This window comes from Caulobacter vibrioides OR37 (genome assembly GCF_000372645.1).
GTDB lineage: Bacteria > Pseudomonadota > Alphaproteobacteria > Caulobacterales > Caulobacteraceae > Caulobacter > Caulobacter vibrioides_E.
On sequence record NZ_APMP01000016.1, the window covers coordinates 63,600 to 86,436 of the forward strand.

General features: G+C 67.5%; 21 protein-coding genes. 9 read left to right on the forward strand and 12 right to left on the reverse strand.

Annotated features, from left to right (window positions below):
* Nucleotides 1–105: 105 nt before the first annotated feature.
* Nucleotides 106–1,893, forward strand: coding sequence for a signal peptide peptidase SppA (gene sppA / locus OR37_RS13000; RefSeq protein WP_004620533.1), 1,788 nt, complete (start codon nt 106–108; stop codon nt 1,891–1,893).
* A gap of 428 nt (nt 1,894–2,321) precedes the next feature.
* On the opposite strand, the gene OR37_RS13005 is transcribed toward sppA, so the two are convergent.
* Nucleotides 2,322–5,474, reverse strand: a complete 3,153-nt coding sequence (locus OR37_RS13005) for a TonB-dependent receptor (RefSeq protein ID WP_004620534.1) — start codon at nt 5,472–5,474, stop codon at nt 2,322–2,324.
* Nucleotides 5,475–6,083: 609 nt separating this feature from the next.
* Between OR37_RS13005 and OR37_RS13010 the strand changes: the two genes are divergently transcribed.
* Complete coding sequence (locus tag OR37_RS13010) at nt 6,084–6,491, forward strand: TIGR01244 family sulfur transferase (RefSeq protein WP_004620536.1); 408 nt, start codon at nt 6,084–6,086, stop codon at nt 6,489–6,491.
* Between the two features lie 3 nt (nt 6,492–6,494).
* Here OR37_RS13010 and OR37_RS21480 read toward each other — a convergent pair whose 3' ends face one another.
* A complete protein-coding gene (locus OR37_RS21480; protein WP_004620538.1) occupies nt 6,495–6,641 on the reverse strand; it encodes a hypothetical protein in 147 nt (48 codons plus the stop codon).
* A 96-nt stretch (nt 6,642–6,737) separates the two neighbouring features.
* On the opposite strand from OR37_RS21480, the gene OR37_RS13020 reads away from it, so the two are divergent.
* Nucleotides 6,738–7,628: an MBL fold metallo-hydrolase gene (locus tag OR37_RS13020; protein WP_004620539.1), complete on the forward strand. Its 891-nt coding sequence runs from the start codon at nt 6,738–6,740 to the stop codon at nt 7,626–7,628.
* Here the strand turns inward: OR37_RS13020 and OR37_RS13025 are convergent.
* Nucleotides 7,613–10,552, reverse strand: coding sequence for a long-chain-fatty-acid--CoA ligase (locus tag OR37_RS13025; protein ID WP_004620541.1), 2,940 nt, complete (start codon nt 10,550–10,552; stop codon nt 7,613–7,615). The two genes, OR37_RS13020 and OR37_RS13025, sit on opposite strands and share 16 nt — an antisense overlap.
* A gap of 223 nt (nt 10,553–10,775) precedes the next feature.
* Here OR37_RS13025 and OR37_RS13030 point away from each other — a divergent pair, with 223 nt between their 5' ends.
* Nucleotides 10,776–12,530 (forward strand): ATP-binding protein, encoded by a 1,755-nt coding sequence (locus tag OR37_RS13030; protein WP_004620542.1) that lies wholly within the window; start codon nt 10,776–10,778, stop codon nt 12,528–12,530.
* 5 nt (nt 12,531–12,535) lie between these two features.
* On the opposite strand, the gene OR37_RS13035 is transcribed toward OR37_RS13030, so the two are convergent.
* Nucleotides 12,536–14,035: a bifunctional aminoglycoside phosphotransferase/ATP-binding protein gene (locus OR37_RS13035; protein WP_004620544.1), complete on the reverse strand. Its 1,500-nt coding sequence runs from the start codon at nt 14,033–14,035 to the stop codon at nt 12,536–12,538.
* A gap of 151 nt (nt 14,036–14,186) precedes the next feature.
* Here OR37_RS13035 and OR37_RS13040 point away from each other — a divergent pair, with 151 nt between their 5' ends.
* Nucleotides 14,187–14,804: a TetR/AcrR family transcriptional regulator gene (locus OR37_RS13040; protein WP_004620546.1), complete on the forward strand. Its 618-nt coding sequence runs from the start codon at nt 14,187–14,189 to the stop codon at nt 14,802–14,804.
* Between the two features lie 65 nt (nt 14,805–14,869).
* Here OR37_RS13040 and OR37_RS13045 read toward each other — a convergent pair whose 3' ends face one another.
* Both OR37_RS13045 and pdxH read right to left on the reverse strand, forming a co-directional pair.
* Nucleotides 14,870–15,076 (reverse strand): hypothetical protein, encoded by a 207-nt coding sequence (locus OR37_RS13045; protein WP_004620548.1) that lies wholly within the window; start codon nt 15,074–15,076, stop codon nt 14,870–14,872.
* Between the two features lie 100 nt (nt 15,077–15,176).
* A complete protein-coding gene (gene pdxH / locus OR37_RS13050; protein ID WP_004620549.1) occupies nt 15,177–15,845 on the reverse strand; it encodes a pyridoxamine 5'-phosphate oxidase in 669 nt (222 codons plus the stop codon).
* A gap of 94 nt (nt 15,846–15,939) precedes the next feature.
* Here pdxH and OR37_RS13055 point away from each other — a divergent pair, with 94 nt between their 5' ends.
* The 3 genes from OR37_RS13055 (at nt 15,940) to OR37_RS13065 (ending at nt 17,651) form a co-directional block, all read left to right on the forward strand.
* On the forward strand, nt 15,940–16,641 hold the full coding sequence (locus OR37_RS13055; protein ID WP_004620552.1) for a DnaJ domain-containing protein: 702 nt from the start codon (nt 15,940–15,942) through the stop codon (nt 16,639–16,641).
* A 137-nt stretch (nt 16,642–16,778) separates the two neighbouring features.
* Nucleotides 16,779–17,195: an organic hydroperoxide resistance protein gene (locus OR37_RS13060; protein WP_004620554.1), complete on the forward strand. Its 417-nt coding sequence runs from the start codon at nt 16,779–16,781 to the stop codon at nt 17,193–17,195.
* A 9-nt stretch (nt 17,196–17,204) separates the two neighbouring features.
* Entirely contained in the window at nt 17,205–17,651 is a 447-nt protein-coding gene (locus OR37_RS13065; protein ID WP_004620556.1) for a MarR family winged helix-turn-helix transcriptional regulator, read from the forward strand.
* Between the two features lie 3 nt (nt 17,652–17,654).
* On the opposite strand, the gene OR37_RS13070 is transcribed toward OR37_RS13065, so the two are convergent.
* The 3 genes from OR37_RS13070 to OR37_RS13080 all read right to left on the reverse strand — a co-directional run bounded on the left by OR37_RS13070 (nt 17,655) and on the right by OR37_RS13080 (nt 19,467).
* Nucleotides 17,655–18,071, reverse strand: a complete 417-nt coding sequence (locus OR37_RS13070; RefSeq protein ID WP_165570612.1) for a DUF4282 domain-containing protein — start codon at nt 18,069–18,071, stop codon at nt 17,655–17,657.
* A 195-nt stretch (nt 18,072–18,266) separates the two neighbouring features.
* Nucleotides 18,267–18,773 (reverse strand): hypothetical protein, encoded by a 507-nt coding sequence (locus OR37_RS13075; RefSeq protein ID WP_004620559.1) that lies wholly within the window; start codon nt 18,771–18,773, stop codon nt 18,267–18,269.
* Nucleotides 18,774–18,858: 85 nt separating this feature from the next.
* The gene (locus tag OR37_RS13080; protein ID WP_035017382.1) at nt 18,859–19,467 is read right to left on the reverse strand and encodes a TetR/AcrR family transcriptional regulator; all 609 of its coding nucleotides are present in this window, start codon (nt 19,465–19,467) and stop codon (nt 18,859–18,861) included.
* A 124-nt stretch (nt 19,468–19,591) separates the two neighbouring features.
* Here OR37_RS13080 and OR37_RS13085 point away from each other — a divergent pair, with 124 nt between their 5' ends.
* Complete coding sequence (locus tag OR37_RS13085) at nt 19,592–20,920, forward strand: oxygenase MpaB family protein (RefSeq protein WP_004620563.1); 1,329 nt, start codon at nt 19,592–19,594, stop codon at nt 20,918–20,920.
* Here the strand turns inward: OR37_RS13085 and OR37_RS13090 are convergent.
* From OR37_RS13090 to OR37_RS13100, 3 genes are all read right to left on the reverse strand, one after another.
* Nucleotides 20,917–21,243 (reverse strand): type II toxin-antitoxin system RelE/ParE family toxin, encoded by a 327-nt coding sequence (locus OR37_RS13090; RefSeq protein ID WP_004620565.1) that lies wholly within the window; start codon nt 21,241–21,243, stop codon nt 20,917–20,919. The genes OR37_RS13085 and OR37_RS13090 overlap by 4 nt on opposite strands.
* On the reverse strand, nt 21,240–21,476 hold the full coding sequence (locus OR37_RS13095) for a type II toxin-antitoxin system ParD family antitoxin (RefSeq protein WP_004620567.1): 237 nt from the start codon (nt 21,474–21,476) through the stop codon (nt 21,240–21,242). Before OR37_RS13095 ends, OR37_RS13090 begins: the two co-directional genes overlap by 4 nt.
* A gap of 86 nt (nt 21,477–21,562) precedes the next feature.
* Nucleotides 21,563–22,606: an NAD(P)-dependent alcohol dehydrogenase gene (locus OR37_RS13100; RefSeq protein ID WP_004620568.1), complete on the reverse strand. Its 1,044-nt coding sequence runs from the start codon at nt 22,604–22,606 to the stop codon at nt 21,563–21,565.
* Between the last annotated feature and the right edge of the window lie 231 nt (nt 22,607–22,837).

The window sequence follows — 22,837 nt, forward strand, 5'->3', positions numbered from 1 at the left end:
GGACGCCGAGACGTCTGGCGACGGACTCGCGCGTTGCGCGCTCTTCATTTGGTTCGCGCCCGAACAGCGGTTAGCTTGTCCTCGGTTTCGCAAGCAGGACCTCCGATGAAGCAGTTCTTCCTGACCGTCGCCGGCGTTTTCGTCGGCCTTTTGCTGTTCGTGGTCGGAGTGCCTTTCCTCCTGGTCGTCATGGCCGCCGGCGCCGCGCGCCCCGCGCCGATTCCGGCCCACGCGGTGCTTCAGCTGGACTTGCGCGGCGGCCTGCCCGACCAGGATCCCAAGAGCCCGTTCGCCGCCTTCAGCGGCGGCGGCGCCGGTTCGGTGATGTCGATCATCGACACGCTGCGGCGCGCCGAAAAGGACGACAAGGTCGCCGCGGTTCTGGTGCGACTGCCCGAGGGCGGCGTCGCCCCCGCCGCGGCCGACGAGCTCCGCCTGGCCTTCAAGCACTTCCGCGAAACCGGCAAGAAGCCGATCTACGCCCACAGCCAAGGGCTCTATCCGTCGGGCATGATCACCTCGACCTACATGCTGGGCGCGTCCAGCGACGAGCTTTGGATGCAGCCCGACAGCAGTTTCCAGGCCGTCGGCGTCTCCAGCGAGTCGATGTTCTTCAAGCGCTTCTTCGACAAGTACGGCGTCAAGGCCGACTACGAGCAGCGCTATGAGTACAAGAACGCGGTCAATCCCTACCTCTACAGCGACTACACGCCCGCCCACCGGGAATCGACGCTGTCGTGGATGGGTTCCGTCTATCGCTCGGCCCTGACCAGCGCGGCGGCCGACCGCAAGCGCGACCCGGCCCAGCTGATCAGGACCCTGGAGGCGGGCCCCTACAGCGCCCAGGAAGCCCAGGCCAAGGGCCTGATCGACAAGGTCGGCCAGGTCGCCGAGATCGAGGCCTACGCCCTCGACAAGGCCGGCAAGGGCGCGAAGATGATCGACTTCGACGACTACGCCGCGCGGAGCAAGCCGCCGGCGGTCAAGACCGGCCCGGCCATCGCGGTGATCGGGGCCGAAGGCGCCATCGTCACCGGCGCGGGCGGCGGCGGCTCGCCGTTCAGCGGCGACAGCAACGTCTATTCCGACGACGTGGCCAAGGCCTTCAAGGCGGCGGCCGACGACAAGGACGTCAAGGCGATCGTCTTCCGAGTCTCCTCGCCCGGCGGCTCGGACACGGCCTCGGAGCAGATCCTGGCGGCCATGAAGAGCGCCAAGGCGGCCGGCAAGCCCGTCGTGGTCAGCATGGGGACCTACGCGGCCTCGGGCGGCTACTGGATCTCCAGCCAGGCCAATTCGATCGTGGCCGAGCCCTCGACCCTGACCGGCTCGATCGGCGTCTATGGCGGCAAGTTCGCACTGGGTGACGCCCTCGCCCGCTTCGGCGTCGACACCAAGGACCTGCACGTCGGCGGCGACTATTCGGAGGCGTTCGGCTCGGCCCAGGGCTTCTCCCCCGACCAGCGCGCCAAGTTCGCCGGCTGGATGGACCGCATCTACGCCGGCTTCGTCAGCCGCGTGGCCGAGGGGCGCAAGCTGCCGGTGGCCCGGGTGCGCGAGATCGCCAAGGGCCGCGTCTGGACCGGGGAGCAGGCCAAACAGCTGGGCCTGGTCGACGAGCTGGGCGGCTTCTACCAGGCCATCGACAAGGCCAAGGCCCTGGCCAAGCTGGACGGCGACGTGCGCCTCAAGCGCGTGGACGGCGCCAAGTCGCCGTTCGAGGCCTTCGAGAAGTTCCTTGGCGTCTCCGAGACCTCGGCCCGCACGCTGGCGGCCGCCGCCTGGGTGCTGGGCGACCCGCGCTCGCAGGCGATCCTCGACGAAATGGCCAAGGCCCGCCTCCGCGCGGCCCCCGGCGGTGCGGCGGTGCTGGCGGATACGCCGGTGCGGTAAGGGGCTAGCGAAGGCTGAAAGAGCGAAAGGCCGTCCGGTTCGCCGGGCGGCCTTTTTCATGAGGCGAGGGGGACGCCGAGGTCGGAACTCGCCCCTCTTCAGCCGGAGGCGCCGACCGCCACGACGACCGTTCCTAAGAAGGCTCTCCAAAACCTCTTTATCACGCCGGTCCGGGAGACGCATTCAGACCGAAAGGACGGGCGAGTTCCTCGGCGGGCCAGCCGGTCACACCTGGGTCGAAGACCAAAGAGAGAGGCCTGATCTCGAGATGGCCTGAGTCCATTTTCCGATCGGAACGATCGGCGAGATCTCCCAGCCGACGTTCAAGACCGCGGGCGACAGGGGCGCACGAAAGGAAGACGGACAAAAAGAAAGCGGCGGGTCCTTTCGAACCCGCCGCCCGTTTAATCCAAACCTAGATGGTTAGATTAGAAGGCCCAGTCGAAGCCCAGACGCACGTAGCGCGGCGTTTGGTACTCGATCGGCTTCTTGTAGTTGACGTCCACGGAGCTGGCGCTCGAGTCGCCCACTTCGTAGTTCTGGGTGACGTTCTTCTGGTTGAAGACGTTGAACACGTCGGCGCGCAGCGTCAGGCCGCCCGGGACGAAGCCCATACTGGGGACCGTGTAACGGATCTGCAGGTCGAGGTTCGAATACCAGTCGCCCTTGAAGGCCGAACCGCGCGGCACCGGCACCGAAGTGGTGCCGTTATAGCACCAGCGCGAAGCCGCGCCGTAGGAGGCGGCGTAGGGATCGTAGTTCGGATCGTTTTGATCGCGGCCGTAGTAGCCGATGCAGCCGTAGTGACGCGGCGAGGTGACCGTCGCGTTGCCGCCGATCTGCAGATTATCCGTGATCGCGTAAGCGCCGTACAGCTTGAACTGATGCCCACGATGGTTGGGCAGCAGACCCTTGGCGTATTCTTCCAGACCCGGGTGGTCGAAATCTTGGGTCGAACCCGCGTCAGTTTGAGCACTGTTGCCGGCGTCGGACTTCACGGTGCCTTCATAGTTCCCGTACAGCCGCGAGAGCGTGTACGAGCCGTTCAGCATCCATTTGCCGTCCCAAGCGCGAGCGAACGACAGCTCTAGCGCCGTGTATTCGCGAACCGCCTTCGGGTTGCCGATATCGGCCGCCGTCAGGTTGATCTTCTTGCCCGCGAGCGGCGTCGGCAGATCCGTCCGAACAATGATGGTCGTATTCTGCCCCGGCGTAGCGACGACGTAGTCGTCATCGCCGCCAAAATCGCTCGCGGCGGTCGAGCATCCAGCCACGGTCGGGTTACGCGCGCACCAGTTCACGATCGCGCTATCGACGGCGATATCCTCGGCGGTCCGACCCAGGTAGCGATAGGTCAGCGTGGCGCCGGCCTTCCAGAGCGGATTGAACTTGTGCTCGAAGCCGACGGTGAACTCGTCTTCGTAGCTGGCTTTCAGACCAATGGCGGCCTTGGAAAGGGCCGGCTCCTGAGTGCCTCGACCGCTAACGATACAACCACGCGACGTGACAGACCCGACAGGACCAGCGGGGCAGGTGGAGGTGCCGTTGGCCGCATTGAACTTGGGGTTATCGATCTGGGCGCCGAGGGCCGTAGGCTTCTTCGTCACCGGGTCGATGAACGCATTATAGCTCAGTCCACCATCCGGCGGCAGGAAGTAGGCGAAGTAGTAGAGGTCGGCGCCGCGGAACGACAGGTTCGAAGCCGGCGGGATGAAGGAACGACCATAAGTCGCGAAAGCCTTGGTATGGCCGTCGCCAAAGACATCGTAGCTGATCGCAAGTCGAGCGGCCCAGTTGTCCTTCAGATTGAGGACCTGCTCCCCTCTCAGGTTATCTAGTTTGAAAATATCATCCCGGGCGCCGATTTGCAGGTTCACCCGATCCGTCACATCCCAAGAATCTTGGATGTAGAAAGCTTCGTTAGCCCCCGTGACTTTAGATCCACCAAAGTTCGACACGCGAACGCGGACATATTCTTGGTTGAACGGCAGACCAAGGCGAGTTGCCGTGTTGGGGGAACGGACGCGCCCGTAATTATAGGAGAGACCGCCCGACTGCAGCGAACTGTGGAATAGATCCGTGCTTTCGTGATCGTAACCGGTACGCACGTGGTGCTTACCGAAGATATCGAAGTAGAAATCACCATCAACGCGATAGAATTTACGGACCGTGTTGTCGATGTTGGTCGCCTGGTTCGCAACCGGCGTCGGGCCAAAAGCGATGGCGGTGCCGTCAACGCGCGCATCACTCACGTAGGAGAAGCCCGTCGAGCCAGGCAGCGTGTAGTCCTCGTCACGGCTGTGGCCGTAGGCGGCGGACAAAGTGAACCAATCGGTAAACGAGCCCGTATACTTGGCGATCCAGTTGTTGCCGCCGCTCTTGAATTTCGTGCCATCCGCCGCGGCGCCGATGGTGTCGGTCGTCGGATCATAGGCGTAGTTGCGGCGCGAGGTGATCTGCGACGTATTGAACTGGGTGTATTCGAAGTGTTGCTTGTCGGTCAGATAACCGTCGAGCTTGAAGCCGTAGAACGGGCTGGCGCTACGATCCTCGCGATAGCTCTTCGACGTGATGCCGGCGCCGGTCGATTGGATGTCGTTGACCTGATACAGGCCGTAGGCGAACAGGCGGTCCTTGATGATCGGGCCGCCAGCTTCGATGATATATTCCTTGCGGTCGGACGAAGCGCGCGAGTTCTTGGTCGCGTAGGTGTCCGGCGAGTGCTCCTGCAGGTCGCTGAGTTGGAAGTTGCCGTGAACGGCGAACTTGAACTCGTTGGTGCCCGACTTGGTCACGGCGTTCAGCACGCCGCCCGTCGCGCGACCATATTCGGCCGGCAGACCACCAGTCTTCACATCGACCGACTTGTAGAAATCGAACGGCACGGTGGCGCCGCCGACGTAGGTGTCGAAGTTCGTGATGTTCAGGCCGTTGATGTAGAACGCGTTTTCACCCGCCGACGAGCCGCCGATCGTGGGAACCGCCGAACCGTCGGTGTTGGAGAAGCCCGACACGGCCTTGACCACGCCCGGCGCCAGCAGGGCGACGCCCGTAATGTTGCGCGGCAGGGGAACTTGCTTCTGCAGGGTTTCGACGTCGAGCGTCAGCCCCTTGGTCGACTGCGAGAAGTCCAGCTGCGGGTTGGCGGTGGCGGTGATCACCACCTCGGAGACAGTCTCACCGGCCGCCGGCAGCGTGAAGCTGTAGGCCGAGGTGCCGCCCACCGCGACCTGGACGTTGCCGTCATTGGTCGACTGGTAGCCTTGCTTGGAGATGGCGACCGAGTAGCCGCCGCCCGGAATCAGCGGAACGCGGAATTGGCCGGTTTCATCGGTCGTGAGGTCGCGCGAGAAGCCCTGAGCCAAGGACTTGATCGTGACCTTCGCGCCCGTGACGGGAGCGCCGGAGCCATCCCGGACGGTGCCGGTCAGCGTACCGCTCGTATAGTCTTGAGCCGAAGCGATCGTCGGAACGACGGTCGCCACGGTCGCGACCGTCAGCGGCGCGGCGATAGCCGCTAGGCCGGCGAGCAACGTCGTCGTCATCAGGCGCGCGCGTGCGCTGCCTTTGGTCGAATTCATGCTTTTCAATCCCCTCTAAGCGTGGCGCTGGCGGCAAGCTGGACGAGGAACCCCTCTAGAAACCTTTGTCCAACCTGGAGCGGAAATCCGCCGAAGTGCGCCACGAGATCACTGGTGTCCCGGAAACATTTTCCCCGGTTGGAGGGACGTTAGGAGCCCGCGGAGCCGGGGGTCAATTGTCATTGCAAATCTGTAATCCACATCTGCCCGGCGTGTCGCAAAAACGCCACAGGGCGGCCACTTTTCGAAAGATCGACGCTCCATCTCGATACCCGAAACTCGACGGACCGGAGGCCATGCTCGGCATCCTCTTGTTTCGATGGGACTATCCTGCACTTCAAGAACGCGGTTCTCGAGGCTTTGGGCCTCGAAAGCCAGCGCGATGAGAATTTCCCCGCGAGCGTTGACACACAACAGATCATGCCCGTCAGGGCGGAAAATTCGTGAAAGTTTTTTGAAGAAAGGCCGCTAGACAAATAACGCCACCGCGTCGGCGCCAACGCGCTGGGCGCCGTTTCGGCCTGTTGTGACCATTGCCTAGGCGCCTCGCGCCCGCGAAGATGGGGCGGCGGCGGAACGCGCCGCGCGTCTTTAGAACCCAGCGGTCTCATGAGCGATTTTCGACGCGTCAACGACTCCATCACCGTCAGCCCGCAGGTCGCCGAGGCCGACATGGCCCGGGCGGCGGCCGAGGGATTCGTTCTGGTGATCAACAACCGCCCCGACGGCGAGGACCCCAGCCAGCCGCCCGGCGCGGCGATCGAGGCGGCGGCGCGCGCGGCGGGCATGGACTATCTGCACGTGCCGGTGCGCGGCGGGCCGACGCCGGAGCAGGTCGAGACGGTCCGCGCGGCGGTCGAGGCGGCCCAGGGGCCCGTGCTGGCCTTCTGTCGTTCGGGCACGCGCTCGATCGTCACCTGGTCGATCGGCCGGGCCCTGGCGGGCGAGGATCGCCAGACCCTGGTGGATCAGGGCCGCGAGGCCGGCTACGACCTGTCGGGCGTCTTGCCGGCCTGATGCTTAATAGGCGCCCGCCTCGCGGGCCGCCATCGGCGTCGGTTCGGGATGGCAGCTGGCCAAAACGAACTGCGCCAGAATGATACACAGGATGGCGAAGGCCGCGCGCTGGAGCCGTTTTGATACAAAAATCGCCGCGTCCGCCGCCATGGTCGTCTCTCCGGAGGTTACCGGCAACGCCCAGCGCAAGACCGGCGCCGTCGAGGGTCTCCTCTCGGGATCCGCTGCTGTTTCGGGAAGGTCGCCATGATCCCTTTCGTTCGTGAGCTGGCGTTCGAATACGGGCGATGCGACCAGGTCTCGCCGCTGATCCGGCGGGTCATCGCCCGCAATCCGGGGCCGTTCACCTATACCGGCACCGGCGTCTATATCGTCGGCCAGGGCGAGGTGGCGGTGATCGATCCGGGGCCGGACCTGCCCGAGCATCTGGAGGCCCTGAAGGCGGCCCTGGCCGGCGAGACGGTGACGCACGTGCTGGTCACCCACCACCATCTGGACCACTCGCCCCTGGCCCATCCGCTGGCCCGGCTGTTCGGGGCCAAGGTCCATGGCCTGCCCGCCCCGGCCCCGCAGGCCAGCGACAGCCCGGCCCTGGAAGAAGGCGCCGACGATCGTTTCCGGCCCGATATCGAACTGGCCGACGGCGATGTCGTCTCCGGCCCCGGCTGGACCCTGGAGGCCGTGACCACGCCGGGCCACACCTCCAACCACGTCTGTTTCGCGCTGCGCGAGGAGAACGCGCTCTTCTGCGGCGATCACATCATGGGCTGGTCGACGACGGTGATCACCCCGCCCGACGGCGACATGGGCGACTATTTCGCCAGCCTGGCCAAGGTGCGGGCCCGGCACTTCGACACGCTGTGGCCCACCCATGGCGCGCCGGTGCGGGAGGTCGGGCCGTTCATCGACGCCTATGTGGCCCATCGCCGAGCGCGGGAAGCCCAGATCCTGGACGCGCTGGGCGCGGGGCTCACGACGATCAAGGCGATGGTGCCCAGCCTGTACGCGGCCGTGGACCCGCGACTGCATCCCGCCGCCGCCCATTCGGTGCTGGCCCACATGATCCAGCTGACCCGCGAAGGCCGCGTCGCCTGCGAGGGCCCTCCCGGTCTCGACGCGACCTACCGGCTCGCCTGACCGCTCTTCACCGCCGCGATCAGATCGCCGATGCGCTGGCAGTTGCGGCCCTGGTCGCCGCCGGCGTCGCGGCCGATCGAACGCATGTCCAGACGCGCGCCCTGGGCGTCGGCGCGAACGCGCAGAACGAGATCGTCGGTCAGACCGTACCAGAAGCTGCGCGCCATGGCCTCCAGGCGACCATCGGTCGGGTCGTCGGTGACCAGGGTCATGCCCTTGGCCAGCACGGCGGCCTTGGCGGCCTCGTAGACATCGCCGGGCGCGCGGTTGACGACCAGCGGCCGAGCCGCCGGACAGGTCTCGCCGTTGATGGCGGCGATCTCGCGCCCGGCATAGGCCGTCGAGCCGACCGGCAGGCTGGGATCGTCCAGCACGGGCTCGGCCGAGCCGCCGCGCCCGGCCATGGCCGCGTCCGAGAAGGTCAGCGGCGCCTTCCAGTCGGTGGCGACGTCGTGGATCGGCGGGGCCTTGAAGAGCGCGTCGGCGGCGATCATCACGCCGAAGGTGACCGCGGTGATCGCCAGGGCCAGGGCGGCGAGCTTCCAGAGTCGGCCAAAGCCGCCGGCCAGGGCCACGACCAGACCCAGAAGACTGGTCGCCACGCCGAGATAGGCCGCCTTCGGGGCCCAGTCGACCGTCATGGCGGCATAGCCCAGGGACTGACCGATCAGGCCCAGCTTGACGCCCAGCGCGCCGCCGCCGACCAGGATGGCCGGGGCCAAGGCGATCAGCACGGCGAAATCCAGATAGAGGCTCGCCCAAGCCGGCGGCTTGTCCCGTTTCGTCTCGGCCTTGGCGGACGTTCGGGCCGAGGCTTTCGACGCGCCGCGCCGGCTCGGGGTTATGGGGGCGGAGAACGGCGCGAGCGCGTCGGCGTTGGCCGCCTCGCTGGGCTCGCGCAGGCGCAGCGGAGGCTCGGCCGGCGTCGCGGCCGCCTCGCCGGTCGGAAGGTCCGCCGGAGCCTCGGCCTTGGCGACCGCCGCCGCCGCGGCGATAGCGGCGGCCTCGGCGATGATCGTGTCGGCGACCGACGCCGGTTCGGCCTGGGTCTCGACTTGCGGCTCCGGCTCGGAGCCGGGCGAAGCCTCGGCGGCCGTTTCCGGCTCGGCTTCCGGCGCGCGGTCGGCTTCCGGTTCGGGCTCCAGCGGCGCGTCGAGCACGGCCTCGGGCTCGATCGCCTCGGCCGGTTCGGGGGCGTAGATCACCGCCGCGTGGCCGCCATCGGCCGCCGCCAGGGTCGGAGCCGACGCCGGCGAGGGCTGTAGCGGCGTCTCCGGCAACGCGTAGCCGTCGTCGGCCAGACGCTTGCGGATCAGCTTCTTGTCGATCTTGCCCGTCGCGCCCAGCGGGATGTCGTCGACGAACAGGACGTCGTCCGGCATCCACCACTTGGCGATCTTGCCCTGCAGGTAATCGATCATCTCCTGCTTCGTCGCGGTCTCGCCGTCCTTCAGCTTGATCAGCAGAACCGGCCGCTCGTCCCACTTGGGATGCGGCTGGCCGACCACCGCCGCCAGAGCGACCTTGGGGTGGCCCACGGCGATGTTCTCGATCTCGATCGTGCTGATCCACTCGCCGCCGGACTTGACCACGTCCTTGGCCCGGTCGGTGATCTGCATGAAGCCGTGCTCGTCGATGGTGGCGATGTCGCCGGTGTCGAAGAAGCCTTCCTCGTCCAGGATCTTGCCGCCGGCGCCCCGGAAATATTCGCCGGCGATGATCGGTCCGCGGATCTTCAGATGGCCGAAGGCGCGGCCGTCGTGCGGCAGACGCTTGTCGTCGTCGTCCTTGAGGCAGATCTCCACGCCCAGCGGCGGTCGGCCCTGCTTCAGGCGATAGGGCATCTGCTCGTCATAGGACAGCTTTTCGAGGTCGTCGGTCATCACCGACAGAGTCCCCACCGGCGAGGTCTCGGTCATGCCCCAGGCGTGGACGACCTCGACATCGTACTTGTCGTGGAAGGCGCGGATGATGCTTTCGGGACAGGCCGCCCCGCCGATGACCACCTTCTTCAGCAGCGGCAGCTTGGCGCCGGTGGCCTCGAGATGCTGCAGCAGCATCTGCCAGACGGTCGGCACGGCGGCCGAGAAGGTGACGCCCTCGGTGTCCAGCAGCTCGAAGATCGAGGCGCCGTCCATCTTGGCGCCCGGCATGACCATCTTGGCCCCGGTCCCCGGCGCCGAGAAGGCCACGCCCCACGCATTGGCGTGGAACATCGGCACGACCGGCAGGATCACGTCCTTCTGCGACAGGCCCATCACGTCGGGCTGCAGGGTGATCAGGGTGTGCAGGAAGTTCGAGCGGTGCGAGTACATCACCCCCTTGGGATCGCCCGTCGTGCCCGAGGTGTAGCAGAGGCCGGCGGCGGTCCCCTCGTCGAATCCGCCCCAGGCGCAGTCGGCGTGGTGCTGCTCGACCAGGTCCTCATAGGCGAGCAGGCCCTTGAAGTGCGGCGCATCGGCGGCGGGCGCGAACTGTGACGGCATGTGCTCGCGATCGGTGAACACCACCACGTGCTCGACATGCGGCAGACGCGGCAGAATCGCCGAGAGGATCGGCAGGAAGGTCAGGTCGGTGAAGATCAGCCGGTCGCCCGCGTGGTCGGCGATCCAGGCGATCTGCTCGGGAAAGAGCCGCGGGTTGAGGGTGTGGCAGACCGCGCCGATGCCCATGATCCCGTACCAGGCCTCGATGTGGCGGCCGGTGTTCCACGCCAGGGTGCCGACTCGATCGCCCGGCTTGATCCCCAAAGCCAGCAGGGCGTTGGAGACGCGCTTGGCCCGATCGCGGATCTGGGCGTAGGTCGTGCGCACGATCGGGCCCTCGACCGATCGGCTGACCACCTCGCGATGACCGTGCCAGAGCGCGGCATGGTCGATGATCTTGTCGAGGGTCAGCGCCCCGTGTTGCATCAGGCCTTGCATCGAACTCCGGCTCTCCCGTTGCCTTATCGTTGTTCATACAAGGCTATCGATGCGCGGCGCGACACGCAACGCGCGGCGCTCGTCGCGCGAACGGTCTTCGCCGTCCGCCCCCATCGACGCGGCGCGATGATCCGTCGCAGGCCCGATTTACAGACTCCTCATGGCGATCGGCCGATAGTCGCCGCCGATTGCGGCGAAATGGCTTCGCCGACAGGAGATATGTTTGCGCTTCGTAGCCGAGACCTTGGCGGACGAGCGGCTGGATGAGGTCGCGGCGGATATCCGGCGGCTAACGCCGTCGCGGGTCATCACCGGATGCCTAGCAGGCGGGACCGTCAGCTTGGCTCTAGGTCCTAAGCTGGCCTTGGCCTGGCTAACGAGCTTCCTGATCGCCGAAGGCCTGGCCTTCCTCGTCGTGCGCGGCTTCGGCGCCGACCGCGCGGTCGGACCGCGCGATCGGGCGGCTTTTATTCTGGGCGCGCTTCCGATCAATGGCAGCTGGGCCTGGCTGGGGGCCATGCTGTGGCTGCACGGCGACGACCGGTTGAGGATCGCGGCGACCGCCATCTGGTGCGGTCAGCTGGTCTTCGCTCAGCAGTACCGCCATCAGCCCCTGATCCTGTTGATTCTCAGCGCCCTCGCCCCGGTGCTGAGCCTGATCGTCTTTCCGTTCTTCGCGATGAGCGGTCATGACCTGATCACCCAGGCCACGCGGGGATCGCTGTTGCTGCTGATCGCCTGCACGATGAACGTGGCCCTGCGCAATCGCGCCACCGCCCGGCGCATGGACGACCTGACCCAGGGCTTGCGCAATGAACGCGAAAAGGCGCTCGAGGCGGCTCGCGCCAAGTCGACCTTCATCGCCGTCGCCAGCCACGAACTGCGCACGCCGATGAACGGCCTGCTGGGGATGGCGCACGCCCTCGAACGCTCGTCCCTGGATCCCGTGCAACGCGAGCAGGTCGAGCTGATGATCCGGTCGGGCGACAACCTGATGCGGCTGCTGAACGACGTGCTGGACCTGTCGCGCATCGAGGTCGGCAAGGTCGAGCTGTCGCCCGAGACGGTCGCGCCCCGCGCCGTCGTCGCCGAGGTGGTCGACGCCTGGCGGGACGCGGCGGCGGCCAAGTCGCTGTCGCTGATCTGTGACGTCGACGCCGATGTTCCGGACTGGGTGCGGGCCGACCCGCTGCGCATCCGTCAGGTGCTGACCAACCTGGTGTCCAACGCCGTCAAGTTCACCGCTCAGGGGTATGTGCGCGTCAAGGTCGCCGCGACCCCGCTCGGCGAGGCCTGGATGCTGCGGTTCCGTGTCGACGACACTGGACCGGGCGTCCCCGAGGACGCGGCGGAACGGGTGTTCGACAGCTTCACCCAGGCCGACGAGAGCATCTCGCGCCAGCACGGCGGCGCCGGCCTTGGGCTGGCCATATCCCGGGCCCTGGCGCGCCAGATGGGCGGCGATCTGACGCTTACCCCCAGCGCGCTCGGCGCCAATTTCGTCTTCACGGTCCCCGCCGAACGGAGCGCCCCGCCCGCTCCGGTTCCGGAGCCGATCGAGGACGAGGCGGACCTCGGCGCGATCCACGTCCTGATGGCCGAGGACAACGCGATCAACCAACGGGTCGTGCGCGCCATGCTGGAGCCGGCGGGCGTGGCCCTGACCATCGTCGAGAATGGCCAGGAAGCGCTCGCGGCCATGGCTCGCGCCCGCTACGACTGCGTGCTGATGGACATCAACATGCCGGTGATGGACGGCATCACCGCGCTGGAAGCCATCCGCGCCGGCCGAGCCGGCGACCCGGCCCTTCCGGTCATCGCCCTGACGGCCTCGGCCATGGCCGGCGACCGGGAGCGGTTCCTCGACATGGGCTTCGACGACCACCTGGGCAAGCCGGTCAAGCCGGTCGACCTGATCACGGCGATCGTCCGCGCGCTGAACCCCGAGCCGCCCGACGAGAACCTGCGGGCGGCTTAAGGTCGTCAGCCCATCGCCTCGGCCAGGGCGCGCGCCTCGTCCTCGAAGGCGCTGACGGTGTCGACCTTGCGCCAGCCGATCTCGCCCGTATCGCGCGACAGCTGATTTTCCAGCACCGCCACATCGGCGTCCGAGGCGTCGTTGACGCGGGCGGCGACGCGGGCGCGCAGAACTTCCGGCGGCGCTTCCAGCCAGACGCCCTGGAAGGCGACGTCATGGTCGCGGGCCAGAACCTCGGCGCGCGCGCGTTCCTCGGGCTTCAGGAACACCGCGTCCAGCACCACCGAGCGTCCCGCCTTCAGGCACAGGGCGGCGTCGCCGAACAGTTGGTCATAGGTCCGCGCGCTCATCTCCGGCGTATAGGCCTCGCGCGGTAGCCGCTCCAGGGCGGGGACGCCCCAAAGGCGCTTGCGGATCTCGTCGGTGCGCAGCACCACCGCGCCGGGCGCCGAACCCAGGCCCGGAGCGCAGACGCGCGAGAAGGTCGACTTGCCGGAGCCCGACAGACCGCCGGCGGCGATCAAGCTGACCGGCTTGGGAGCCAGATGCTCCAGGGCCGTCTGCAGATAGGCCCGCGCGGCCTCGTCGTCGCCGGTATAGGCCCACACGTGCGTGCGGACGGCGGCCCGCACGCTCAGCATCAGCGGCAGCGCCGCCAGGCCCGTCCACAGGCCTTCCCCGAACACGCGGGCGGCCTCGTCCAGATAGGCGTTCAGAACCCGACCCGCCGCGTCGCGGCGGCGGCGGAAGTCGAGATCCATCAGCAGGAAGGCCAGATCGTACTGGATGTCGATGTCCGACAGGGTGTCGTTGAACTCAATGCAGTCGAACAGGATCGGCTGGCCGTCCTCGATCAGGATGTTCCCCAGATGCAGATCGCCATGGCAATGGCGGGCGAAGCCCTCGGCGGCGCGGCCGTCCAGCAGCGGCCCCAGCCGCTCCAGGGCGATGTCGGTCTCGTGGACCAGGCGCTCGACGGCCTGCTTGCCCAAGCGCGGCGCGAGGCCCCGCAACAGATTGGCGTTCGAGCGGATCGTATAGCCCAGGGCCGAGACGCCGCCGCCGTTGGGACGTAGGGCGGAACCGGCGTGAAAGCGCGCCACCGTGCGGCCCAGCGAGTCCTCCAGCGCGTCGTCGATCGCCCAGGGCTGGGTCGCCAGCACGCCGTTCTGGTCGAAACGGCGCATCTCCAGCAGATATTCGACGATCTCGCCCTCGCCATCGATCTCGATATCGCCGGACGCGGCGCGGGTCAGTCGACGCACCTCGCGATAGATGTCCGGCGCGGCGGCCCGGTTGAAGGTCAGCTCGCGCTCCAGCGCCCAGCGCCGAAGCTCCAGCGTCGAATAGTCCAGGAAGCCGAAGTCGACCGGGCGCTTCACCTTGAAGGCCGAACCGCCGATCAGGAACACCCGCGCGCACGACGTCTCGATCGTGTTCTCGGCGCGCTGACCGAACCAGGCGGCCACTTCCTGCTCGCGCGCGGCTTCCGCGTCCTTGATCACGCCTCGAATCCCATCTTTCAGCGCCCGAATTCCGGCGCCTGGGCTGCATAGCCGAAAGCCGAAGCGGAGTCGCCTCCCGCGACCCTTGCTTCGCCGGTAAGCTATCGGCTAAATTGTATTTCCGAGAATTGCCCTCCCGCGAGTGTCACACATGCTTATCGGTTCAGGTCTCCATCGCTCTGGCGCCAAACGCGAAGAAATCCTCGGCGCGGCCAGGGCCCTGTTCCTCCGCGAAGGCTACGCCGACGCGGGCATGGAGTTCGTCGCCCGCGCGGCGGGAGTCTCCACCGCCACGCTTTATGCCTACTTTCCCAGCAAGGCTGACCTGTTCAAGGCCATCGTGATGGAGACGATCCGGGACGCCGCCGCGCCGGTGCGCGAGGCCGCTCGGGTTCGTGGCGACGCCCGCGCGCGCCTGACCGCTCTGGCCCTGGCCTACGCGACCTTCCTCTCGCGTCCCGACGCGCGGGCCATGTTCCGCATGGTGACGGCCGAGCGTCGGCGGTTCGAGGACGTGGCCGACTACCTTCTGCAGACCGCTCGCGCGGAACTGGGCGGCGCGGCGATCGCGGTGATCGACGACCTGCGCGCGGCGGGGGAGCTGCGGACCGAGAAGCCCTCGTGGGCCGCCAGCCAGCTGATGGGAATGCTGGACCATCCGACGCTTCTGCTGGGCCTGGCCGCCGGCGACGACCTCCTGCCCAGCCGACCGCTCGCCGAGATCGTCGCCGACGCGGTCGAGACCTTCATGGCGCGGTACGCGGCCTAGCCTCGAAACGCGACGGCCGCGCCAGGGGTCTGGCGCGGCCGTCCTGTTTCCGAATGGGCGTCGGATCAGTTGTTGTCGTCGTCCGAGGCCGGCTGATCGTCCGAAGCCTCGTCCTTGTGGAACAGCTTGCCGATCTCGCCTTCGATGGCGTTCTCGCCGACGAAACCCGCCACCAGGGCCGCGCCCTTTTCCAGCAGGTTCGCGTCCGGATCCATCTTGTCCAGCGCCTCTTCGGCGACGACCGCGCCGATCACTTCGTTCAGGAGACCCATGACTTTTCCCTTTGGTTCGCCAGCGGCCCGAAGGCCCAAGCTGGGCCTTTAGCCGAGCCTGACGGCACGCTCGAAAAAAGGCCAAAACATGGCCTTCCGTCTACGGAAACAGACGCTTCGTGGTCCAACCCTCGCCGGCCCGTTCGAACACCAGGCGCTCATGCAAACGGAAGGGCCGGTCGCGCCAGAACTCCAGGGTTTGAGGAACGATCCTGTAGCCGCTCCAATGCGGCGGACGCGGCACCTTGCCCAGGCCAAACTTCAGGCCCATCTCGGCGACACGCTTTTCCAGCGCCAGGCGATCCGGCAGCGGCCGAGACTGGTCGCTGGCCCAGGCGCCGATCTGGCTGTGGCGGGCGCGACTGGAGAAATAGGCGTCGGCCTCGGCGTCGGTCACACGTTCGACGTTCCCGCGAATCCGCACCTGACGGCGCAGCGACTTCCAGTGGAACAGGATCGCCGCCTTGGGATGACCGTCCAGCTCCACGCCCTTGGCGCTTTGCGTGTTGGTGTAGAAGACGAAGCCGCGCGCGTCGAAATCCTTCAGCAGCACCATGCGGGAGTCGGGCATCCCATCGGCGTCGACCGTCGACACCGCCATGGCGTTCGGGTCGTTGAGTTCCTTCTTGCCCGCCTCTTCCAGCCAGGCGGCGAACAGGGCGAACGGATCCTCCTCGCTGAGCAAGGGCGGCGGCGTGGCCTCGGCCACCTGGCGGACATAGTCGTCCTCGCTGGGAGAGGCGGGGATCAGGGTCGTGTCGGCGCTCATGGCTTCGATATAGGCCCCTCGACGGCCGAGAGCCACCGTCCGCGAAAGTCTTAACTTAACCCGGCGTTGACCATCCCCGCGCCAGGGTCCGGCGATGACCCTTCGTCCCGCCGCTCTGACGCTCTCGGCCGCCCGCGCCCTGCTGGGCGTCGCCGCCGGCGCGGACGAGCGCGAGCTGCGCAAGGCCTATCGCGAGGCCGCCAAGCGCGCCCATCCGGATCGTCCGACCGGCGACGCGGCGCTGTTTCGCGACGTGCTGGCCGCCTATCGCCTGCTGCAGGAGCAGCCGGTCGTCCAGGCCCATTTTCCGCCAGCCGTCACCTCTCCGCCGCCGATCGCCGATCGCGCCATCCTTGAGATCGACGTCCTGACCGCCTTCGCCGGCGGCGCGGAAGACCTGGCCATCGACGGCCGCCAGCTGCGCTTGAAACTGCCCGCCGGCCTGCGCGAGGGCGACAAGGTGCGGGTCGACGGCGTGACCTTCGAAGTCCGTCACCGCGCGGAGGACGGCGCCCTGGTCCGCGGCGACGATCTGTGGCTGACGGGCAAGGTCGATCCGCGCGTCCTCGCCGAGGGCGGTCGGGTCGAGGCCGCGACGCCGCTCGGTCCGCGTCCCGCCTGGATCTCGACCAAGGCCGCCGCGCGCGGCCTCGTGCGTCTGCCCGGCCAAGGCCTGCCCGCCCGCGCATCCCACAAGGCCGGGGACCTGTTCCTCCGCCTGGAAGCCGCCGAGGCCGGGGGCGAAAGCCCGGCGCGATCGCTGCTGAAGCGCTTCGCGGCGGCCTGGGCCGCTTAAGCCCCCCTCCCCGCTCGCTCTGAGACGTCGACTGGCGCGCCCAATTGATCGCGCGCGATCTTTTTCCTACTCCAATCTTGAATTTATATCGTACACGATTAAATCGTTCTCACCATTTCAAGCCAAGGAGCTTTCCCATGACCACCCTCTACTCCACCCGCGCCACGGTCGTCGGCGGCCGCGAAGGCCATGTCCGCAGCGAGGACGGCCTGCTGGACGTGCAACTATCGATGCCCAAGGCCCTGGGCGGCAAGGAGACCGGCACGAACCCCGAGCAGCTGTTCGCCGCCGGCTACGCCGCGTGCTTCCAGAGCGCCATGGCGCACGTCGCCCGCACCCAGAAGATCGCCCTGACGGGCTCGACCGTGACCGGCCAGGTGGGCCTGGCCACGCAAGAGGTCGGCTTCAAGCTGGAAGTCGCCCTGGAGGTCGAGACCCAAGGGCTCAGCCAGGCCGACGCCGAGGCCCTGGTCGCCACCGCGCACCAAGTCTGCCCGTATTCGAACGCCACGCGGGGCAATGTCGACGTCGCCATCACGGTGAAGGCGTCCTAAGCTCGCGCCATGAGCCAGAAGACAGCCGCGCCATCCGACAGCCCCGAGGTTCTGCGCCTCGACAATCAGCTGTGCTTCGCCCTTTACGGCGCGGCCAACCGGATGACGCGGCTCTACCGGCCGCTGCTGGACGCGCTGGGCCTGACCTATCCGCAGTACCTGGCCATGCTGGTGCTGTGGGAACAGAGCCCGCGCACGGTCGGGGCCCTGGGCGACGCCCTGGACCTCGACTCCAGCACCCTGACCCCGCTGCTCAAGCGCCTGGAAGCCGGCGGCCTCATCGCGCGTCGTCGGGATCCGGAGGACGAGCGGCGGGTCATCGTGGACCTGACCGACAAGGGCCGCGCCCTGCGCGACCGGGCGATCGACGTACCCGAAAAGCTGTTTTGCGCCCTCGACATGCCGCTGGACGCGATGGCGGCGCTGCGCGAGCGGCTCAAGGCCGTGGCGCGATAAGCTTCAGCGCGGCTGTTGCGGCGGCTGGGCGGCGGCCTGGCGGGCGCGGTGAGCGGCGTGGGCCGCGTGGTCGGCGTCGCTGGTCTGGCGCAGGGCCCGCAGGTCCTCGCTGATCCGAAAGATGGCGACGTAGAACTCGCAGAAGGCGCGCCACAGCAGAACCAGGGCGCTAGCCACCAGCAATCCCGCCACCATGACCGGGAAGGCGAGCAGCATCGAGGCGACGCCCGGCTCCTTCAGCGCCAGGCCCACGGCCGCGCCGACCACGCCGAAGCCGAACAGGACGACCACGCCCAGGCCCGCCCAATAAATGTAATGGATGACGGGACCGGTCACGAGACGATCGAACGTCAATAGATCCCAGAACAGCGAGCTGGATCCACGCTTGGTCTTGTTGGCCGGAGGCATACTGAACCCCAAGTCGGCGAGAACCGCCCTCTGAACCTCGCCACCGGACCGACCGGCGCGCGGGCTCTCCCCAAGAAAGATGGAGCTTTTCGGTCCGGATGATTCCGTCCGGGTCGGAAAGCGCCCTCGATCATCGCTATCAGTGACGAGCCCGCTCGGCAATGCCGAGCGGGCTCGCGGTCGTATCGGTCGTGGATGTCGGCGCGCCTATTGCGGCTTGGCGGCGGCGACGGTCGCGTCGATCTGGGCCTTGGTGGCCGTCGTCTGGACGCCGCCGTCGGCCGTGGCGCTGAGGCTGTTGGCCGGCAGGGCGAACTTCACGCCGCCGTTGGTGACGATGACGTTGGTCGAGCCGTCCGCGCCGGTGCTGGTTCCGGTGATTTGGCCCACGGCGACGCCCTGGGCGTCCTTCACGGCCGAGCCGACCTTGTAGCTGGCGGCGGTGGCCGAGCTGGGCTGGCCGGCGCCGTCGGCCGAGGGAGAGCCGGGCATCGTCTGTTGCGTCGTCCGAGGCATGGTCGCCGGGCCCGAGCCGGTCGACGGCGACGCGGTCGTGGACGGGGTGGATCCCATCGGCGTCGTCGGCATCGTCATGGTCGGGTTCGGCGTCGGGGTCGTGGCCGGATTCGGGGTGGTCTGGGTGGTTTGGGCAGCAGCGGCGCCGGCGATCGTCAGGGACGCGGCGGCGGCGAGCAGGGCTAGCTTATGGGTCATCTTAACTCTCCGTCGAAGGCCCCTCCCTTGGGGAACACAACGTGACCTTGCGACGGCGGTTCCGTCGAGGACTCGACGCGAGCGTTCAGCCGTCCGCTCGCCGCTGGGCCAGAAGGGCCGACACATAGGCTTCCATCAGGCGCGTCAGCTCGTCCTCCAGCCGCGACGGATCCAGGGCCAGCTCGCTCTCGACCGTCGCGGCGCGCAGCAGGCCGACGACCGCGTGGGTCAGGACGAAGCCGGCCTCGGGCGTCAGCGAAAGACCCAGGGACGCCTTGCCGGCGATCGTCTCGAAGAAGGCCAGGTGGTGGCGCATCACCACCTGGTCGTCGCCCTCCAGCCGCAGGGCGTCCAGCAAGGCCCGGCGGGTGGCGGGCGAGCCCTCGAACGCCGTGGCGAGGGTCCGGACGATGGCCCGCATGACGCCGATCTCCGGGCGGGCGATGACCAGCTCGGCCACTCGATCCCGCGCCGCCTCGGCCCGGCGCTGCGCCAAGGCCGTCAGGATCGCCTGCTTGCCGCCGAAATACTGATAGAGCGTCCCGACGCTGACCCCCGCGCGCCGGGCGATATGGTTGGTGGTCAGGGCCTCGCCCCCGCCGGCCTCGAGAAGTTGAAAGGCCGCCTCGAGAATGGCGTCCACCGTCGCCTCAGACCGCGACTGACGCGGCGTTCGTCTCGTCTTTTCAGTCACTTGCTCGACAGCTCCCGGACGCGACGGCAGAAGGCCAAGGCGAGTAGCGCCCAGGCCCGTCCGCTTTAATCTAGGACGCGACATCCGGATCCGTCTCGGTTCCGCTACGCCAGAGGAAGACCCGATGAGCGCCGCCCTCGACCAGGTCTGGGCCAAGGTCACGTCCCAGAAGACCGCCCTGCCCGCGCTGTATGGCGATATCGACTTCTCGATCACGCCCGAGCGCTTCACCGACGATCCCGCCCAGAGCGTGGCCAAGCGGCTGAGCAAGGACGCCCTGGATCCCGACAAGGTCGCCCTGATCAAGGCCTACACCCTGCTGGGCGACGTGGTGGCCGACGCCTACGCGGCCCTGATGCCGCGATATGGCTTTCGCCCGCTGATCCAGATGCTGACCAAGGCCTGCGACGAGGGCGTCCAGGCCGTGCCGGACGCGCCGCCCGAGCTCGTCGCGTTCATCGCCGACATGGAGCGCGTCCCCGACTGGCTGGACATGGATCTGGTGCGCGAGGGCCAGCGCCTAGACCGCAACGCCGCCGCCAATCTGGGGCCCTTCGCGATCCGGGGGGCGTTCATCGCCACCTTCATGAACAAGTACGCGGCCCTGCCGATGGCCCTGACCGGGACCCTGTCGAACGACACGGCCGCCCGCCGGGTCAACGAGACGGCGACCTTCTTCACCACCACCCTGCTGCCGGGATCGCTGGAGCGCCACGGCGCCGGCTTCCGCGCCGCGGCCATGGTGCGGCTGATGCACTCGATGGTGCGGTTCAACGCCCTCAAGCGCTCGGACCGCTGGGACGTCGGCGTCTATGGCATACCGATCCCCCAGGTCGACCAGATGCCGGCCGGCCTAATCCCGATCTTCCTGATGAGCTACAAGATCGTCGCCCAGGGCCGAAAGACCTTCACGCCCGAGGAGCGCGCCCGGGTCGAGCTGGCCCGCTACCGCTGCTTCCTGCTGGGCCTGCCCGAGGACCTGCTGGCCGACACACCGCAAGGCGTGGTCGACACCATGAACGCCCGTAGCGCCACCCTGCGCGCCGGCTTCGACGACGCCACCTGCGGCGAGTTGGTCCGCGCCACGCTGAACGCCTACCTGCCGCCCGACGAGCGGCCGGAAAACAAGCTGTTCGACCATGTGGAGCGCGGCTTCGCCAAGGTATTCTTCCTGAGGAACTTCCTGAACGGCGACCGCGCGGCGGCCAGGCGGATGGGCGTCGAGATCGGCCCGCGCGATTTCATGCTGTTCGGCGTCGTGGCCCTGTTGGTGACCAGCCGCTTGATGGCCTACCGCCTGGCGCGCAACGTGCCGGGCGTCTCGGACCTCGCCGACGCGGTGCTGGTGGCGCGGCTGAAGCGCCAGCTCAAGCGCTACGGCCACGCCGAGTTCACGTCCGACGCGGAAAAGTACCGGCCGGCGGGAGCGAAGACGGCGGCGGCGGCCAGCTAGGTCGCCTCCGTCATCCAGGCGGGCAGATCGCTCGCCGCATGGAGCACCCGCCAGACGTCCACCCGATCCGCGTGCTCGATGTAGAAGACGAGGTGGGGATAGCGCTTAAGAGGCCAGCTTCGCAGACCCGGCAGTTGCAGCTCGTGGGCGTATCGCGAGGATCCCGTCGCCGGCTGTTCGCCGATCAGCCGATAGGCGCCTTCCAGCGCATCGACGAACCCTAGAGCGACGCTCTGACTGGCTTCGAACAGGTAGAAGTCGATCGCCGCCTCGACATCCTTGGCGGCAAGCGGAAGCTGAACGACAGTCTTGGCGGTCGTCACGCTGGTCGGCCGCTGGCCCGCTCGCGCAGCTTGGCGAAATAGTCGGCGTCGGCCTTCTCGCCAGGCCCCGATGTCGCGCCATCCAGCAGTAAGGCCCGAATCCGCTGCCGGTCCTGATCCCGGCGGATCAGCTCACGGACATATTCGCTGCTCGTGCCGTAGCCACGCCCGGCCACCTGCTCATCGACGAAGGCCTTTAGAGCCTCGGGAAGCGAGATGTTCATCGTCGTCATGTCCGCAGCCTCGCTCGCTTGGCAAAATTTGGCAAGCGGAAGGGCGCGAGGACCGGCCGAAGCGAGTCCTCGCGCCGCCTTGTCCCCTACAGCGTGCCCATGTCGATCACGAAGCGGTAGCGCACGTCGCTCTTGTGCATCCGCTGGTAGGCCGCGTTGATCTGGTCGATGGCGATGACCTCGATGTCGGCGACGATGTTCTTCTCGCCGCAGAAGTCGAGCATCTCCTGGGTCTCCTTGATCGAGCCGATCATCGAGCCGGCCAGGGTGCGGCGGCCGGGGATCAGCGCGAAGGCGTTCAGCTGGGCGGGCTCTTCGGGCGCGCCGACCAGGACCATGGTTCCGTCGACCTTCAGCAAGGCGAGATACGCGCCCCAGTCCAGCGGCGCCGAGACGGTGCAGATGATCAGGTCGAACGTATTGGCCAGGGTCTCGAAGGTCTTCGGGTCATTGGTGGCGTAGTAGTGCGAAGCGCCCAGCTTCAGGCCGTCGGCCTGCTTGGACAGGGTCTGGCTCAGCACCGTGACCTCGGCGCCCATGGCGTGGGCCAGCTTGACGCCCATGTGGCCAAGGCCGCCCATGCCCAGGATCGCGACCTTCTTACCGGGACCGGCGTTCCAGTGGCGCAGCGGCGAATAGAGCGTGATGCCGGCGCACAGCAGCGGGGCGGCGGCGTCCAGCGGCAGGTGCTCGGGGATCGACAGCACGTAGTCTTCCTTGACCACCATATGGTCGGAATAGCCGCCATAGGTCGGGGTGTCGGAACCGGGCTCGAAGCCGCTGTAGGTCAGGACGAGACCCGGCTGGTACTGCTCGCGGTCGAGGTCGCGGGCGGCCTTGCAGGTCACGCAGCTGTCGACGAAGCAGCCTACGCCGACGTGATCGCCTTCCTTGAACTTGGTGACGTTCGAACCGACGGCGGTGACGACGCCGGCGACCTCATGGCCCGGCACGATCGGATAGACGCTCTGGCCCCAGCCGTTGTCGACCATGTGGATGTCGGAGTGGCAGACGCCGCAGTACTTGATCGAGATGACGACGTCGTCGGGATTGGGGTCGCGGCGTTCGAACGTGAACGGCGCCAGGGGCGCGCCAGCGGCGGGCGCCGCATAGCCTTTAGCGGTGGCCATCAGATATTCCTTGGATTCGGAGACCGCGATCGGGGGAGGATCGCGCGCGGAAGGCTTGCCATATGGGGCCGCGCGGGCGGTAGACCAGTCCGCCGGACCGATTGCACGATCCTCCAGAAGAGCGCGCTGAGGCGGACAGGCTGAAAGTCGGTTCAGGGGTGGGGAGCGGGCTGTTCGGAATCCCTCTCTCCTGGAGAGAGGGAGGGGCCCGCCGCGGAGCAGTCTACTCGT

What these genes read in the sequence shown, in the direction of transcription:
- OR37_RS13095 (WP_004620567.1), bottom strand. Translation starts at nt 21,476, where the DNA reads ATGACGACGATGAACATCTCGCTTCCCGAGGCTCTAAAGGCCTTCGTC.
- OR37_RS13065 (WP_004620556.1), top strand. Translation starts at nt 17,205, where the DNA reads ATGAGCCAGAAGACAGCCGCGCCATCCGACAGCCCCGAGGTTCTGCGC.
- OR37_RS13085 (WP_004620563.1), top strand. Translation starts at nt 19,592, where the DNA reads ATGAGCGCCGCCCTCGACCAGGTCTGGGCCAAGGTCACGTCCCAGAAG.
- OR37_RS13060 (WP_004620554.1), top strand. Translation starts at nt 16,779, where the DNA reads ATGACCACCCTCTACTCCACCCGCGCCACGGTCGTCGGCGGCCGCGAA.
- sppA (WP_004620533.1), top strand. Translation starts at nt 106, where the DNA reads ATGAAGCAGTTCTTCCTGACCGTCGCCGGCGTTTTCGTCGGCCTTTTG.
- pdxH (WP_004620549.1), bottom strand. Translation starts at nt 15,845, where the DNA reads ATGAGCGCCGACACGACCCTGATCCCCGCCTCTCCCAGCGAGGACGAC.
- OR37_RS13040 (WP_004620546.1), top strand. Translation starts at nt 14,187, where the DNA reads ATGCTTATCGGTTCAGGTCTCCATCGCTCTGGCGCCAAACGCGAAGAA.
- OR37_RS13045 (WP_004620548.1), bottom strand. Translation starts at nt 15,076, where the DNA reads ATGGGTCTCCTGAACGAAGTGATCGGCGCGGTCGTCGCCGAAGAGGCG.
- OR37_RS21480 (WP_004620538.1), bottom strand. Translation starts at nt 6,641, where the DNA reads ATGGCGGCGGACGCGGCGATTTTTGTATCAAAACGGCTCCAGCGCGCG.
- OR37_RS13025 (WP_004620541.1), bottom strand. Translation starts at nt 10,552, where the DNA reads ATGCAAGGCCTGATGCAACACGGGGCGCTGACCCTCGACAAGATCATC.
- OR37_RS13075 (WP_004620559.1), bottom strand. Translation starts at nt 18,773, where the DNA reads ATGACCCATAAGCTAGCCCTGCTCGCCGCCGCCGCGTCCCTGACGATC.
- OR37_RS13055 (WP_004620552.1), top strand. Translation starts at nt 15,940, where the DNA reads ATGACCCTTCGTCCCGCCGCTCTGACGCTCTCGGCCGCCCGCGCCCTG.
- OR37_RS13020 (WP_004620539.1), top strand. Translation starts at nt 6,738, where the DNA reads ATGATCCCTTTCGTTCGTGAGCTGGCGTTCGAATACGGGCGATGCGAC.
- OR37_RS13100 (WP_004620568.1), bottom strand. Translation starts at nt 22,606, where the DNA reads ATGGCCACCGCTAAAGGCTATGCGGCGCCCGCCGCTGGCGCGCCCCTG.
- OR37_RS13010 (WP_004620536.1), top strand. Translation starts at nt 6,084, where the DNA reads ATGAGCGATTTTCGACGCGTCAACGACTCCATCACCGTCAGCCCGCAG.
- OR37_RS13005 (WP_004620534.1), bottom strand. Translation starts at nt 5,474, where the DNA reads ATGAATTCGACCAAAGGCAGCGCACGCGCGCGCCTGATGACGACGACG.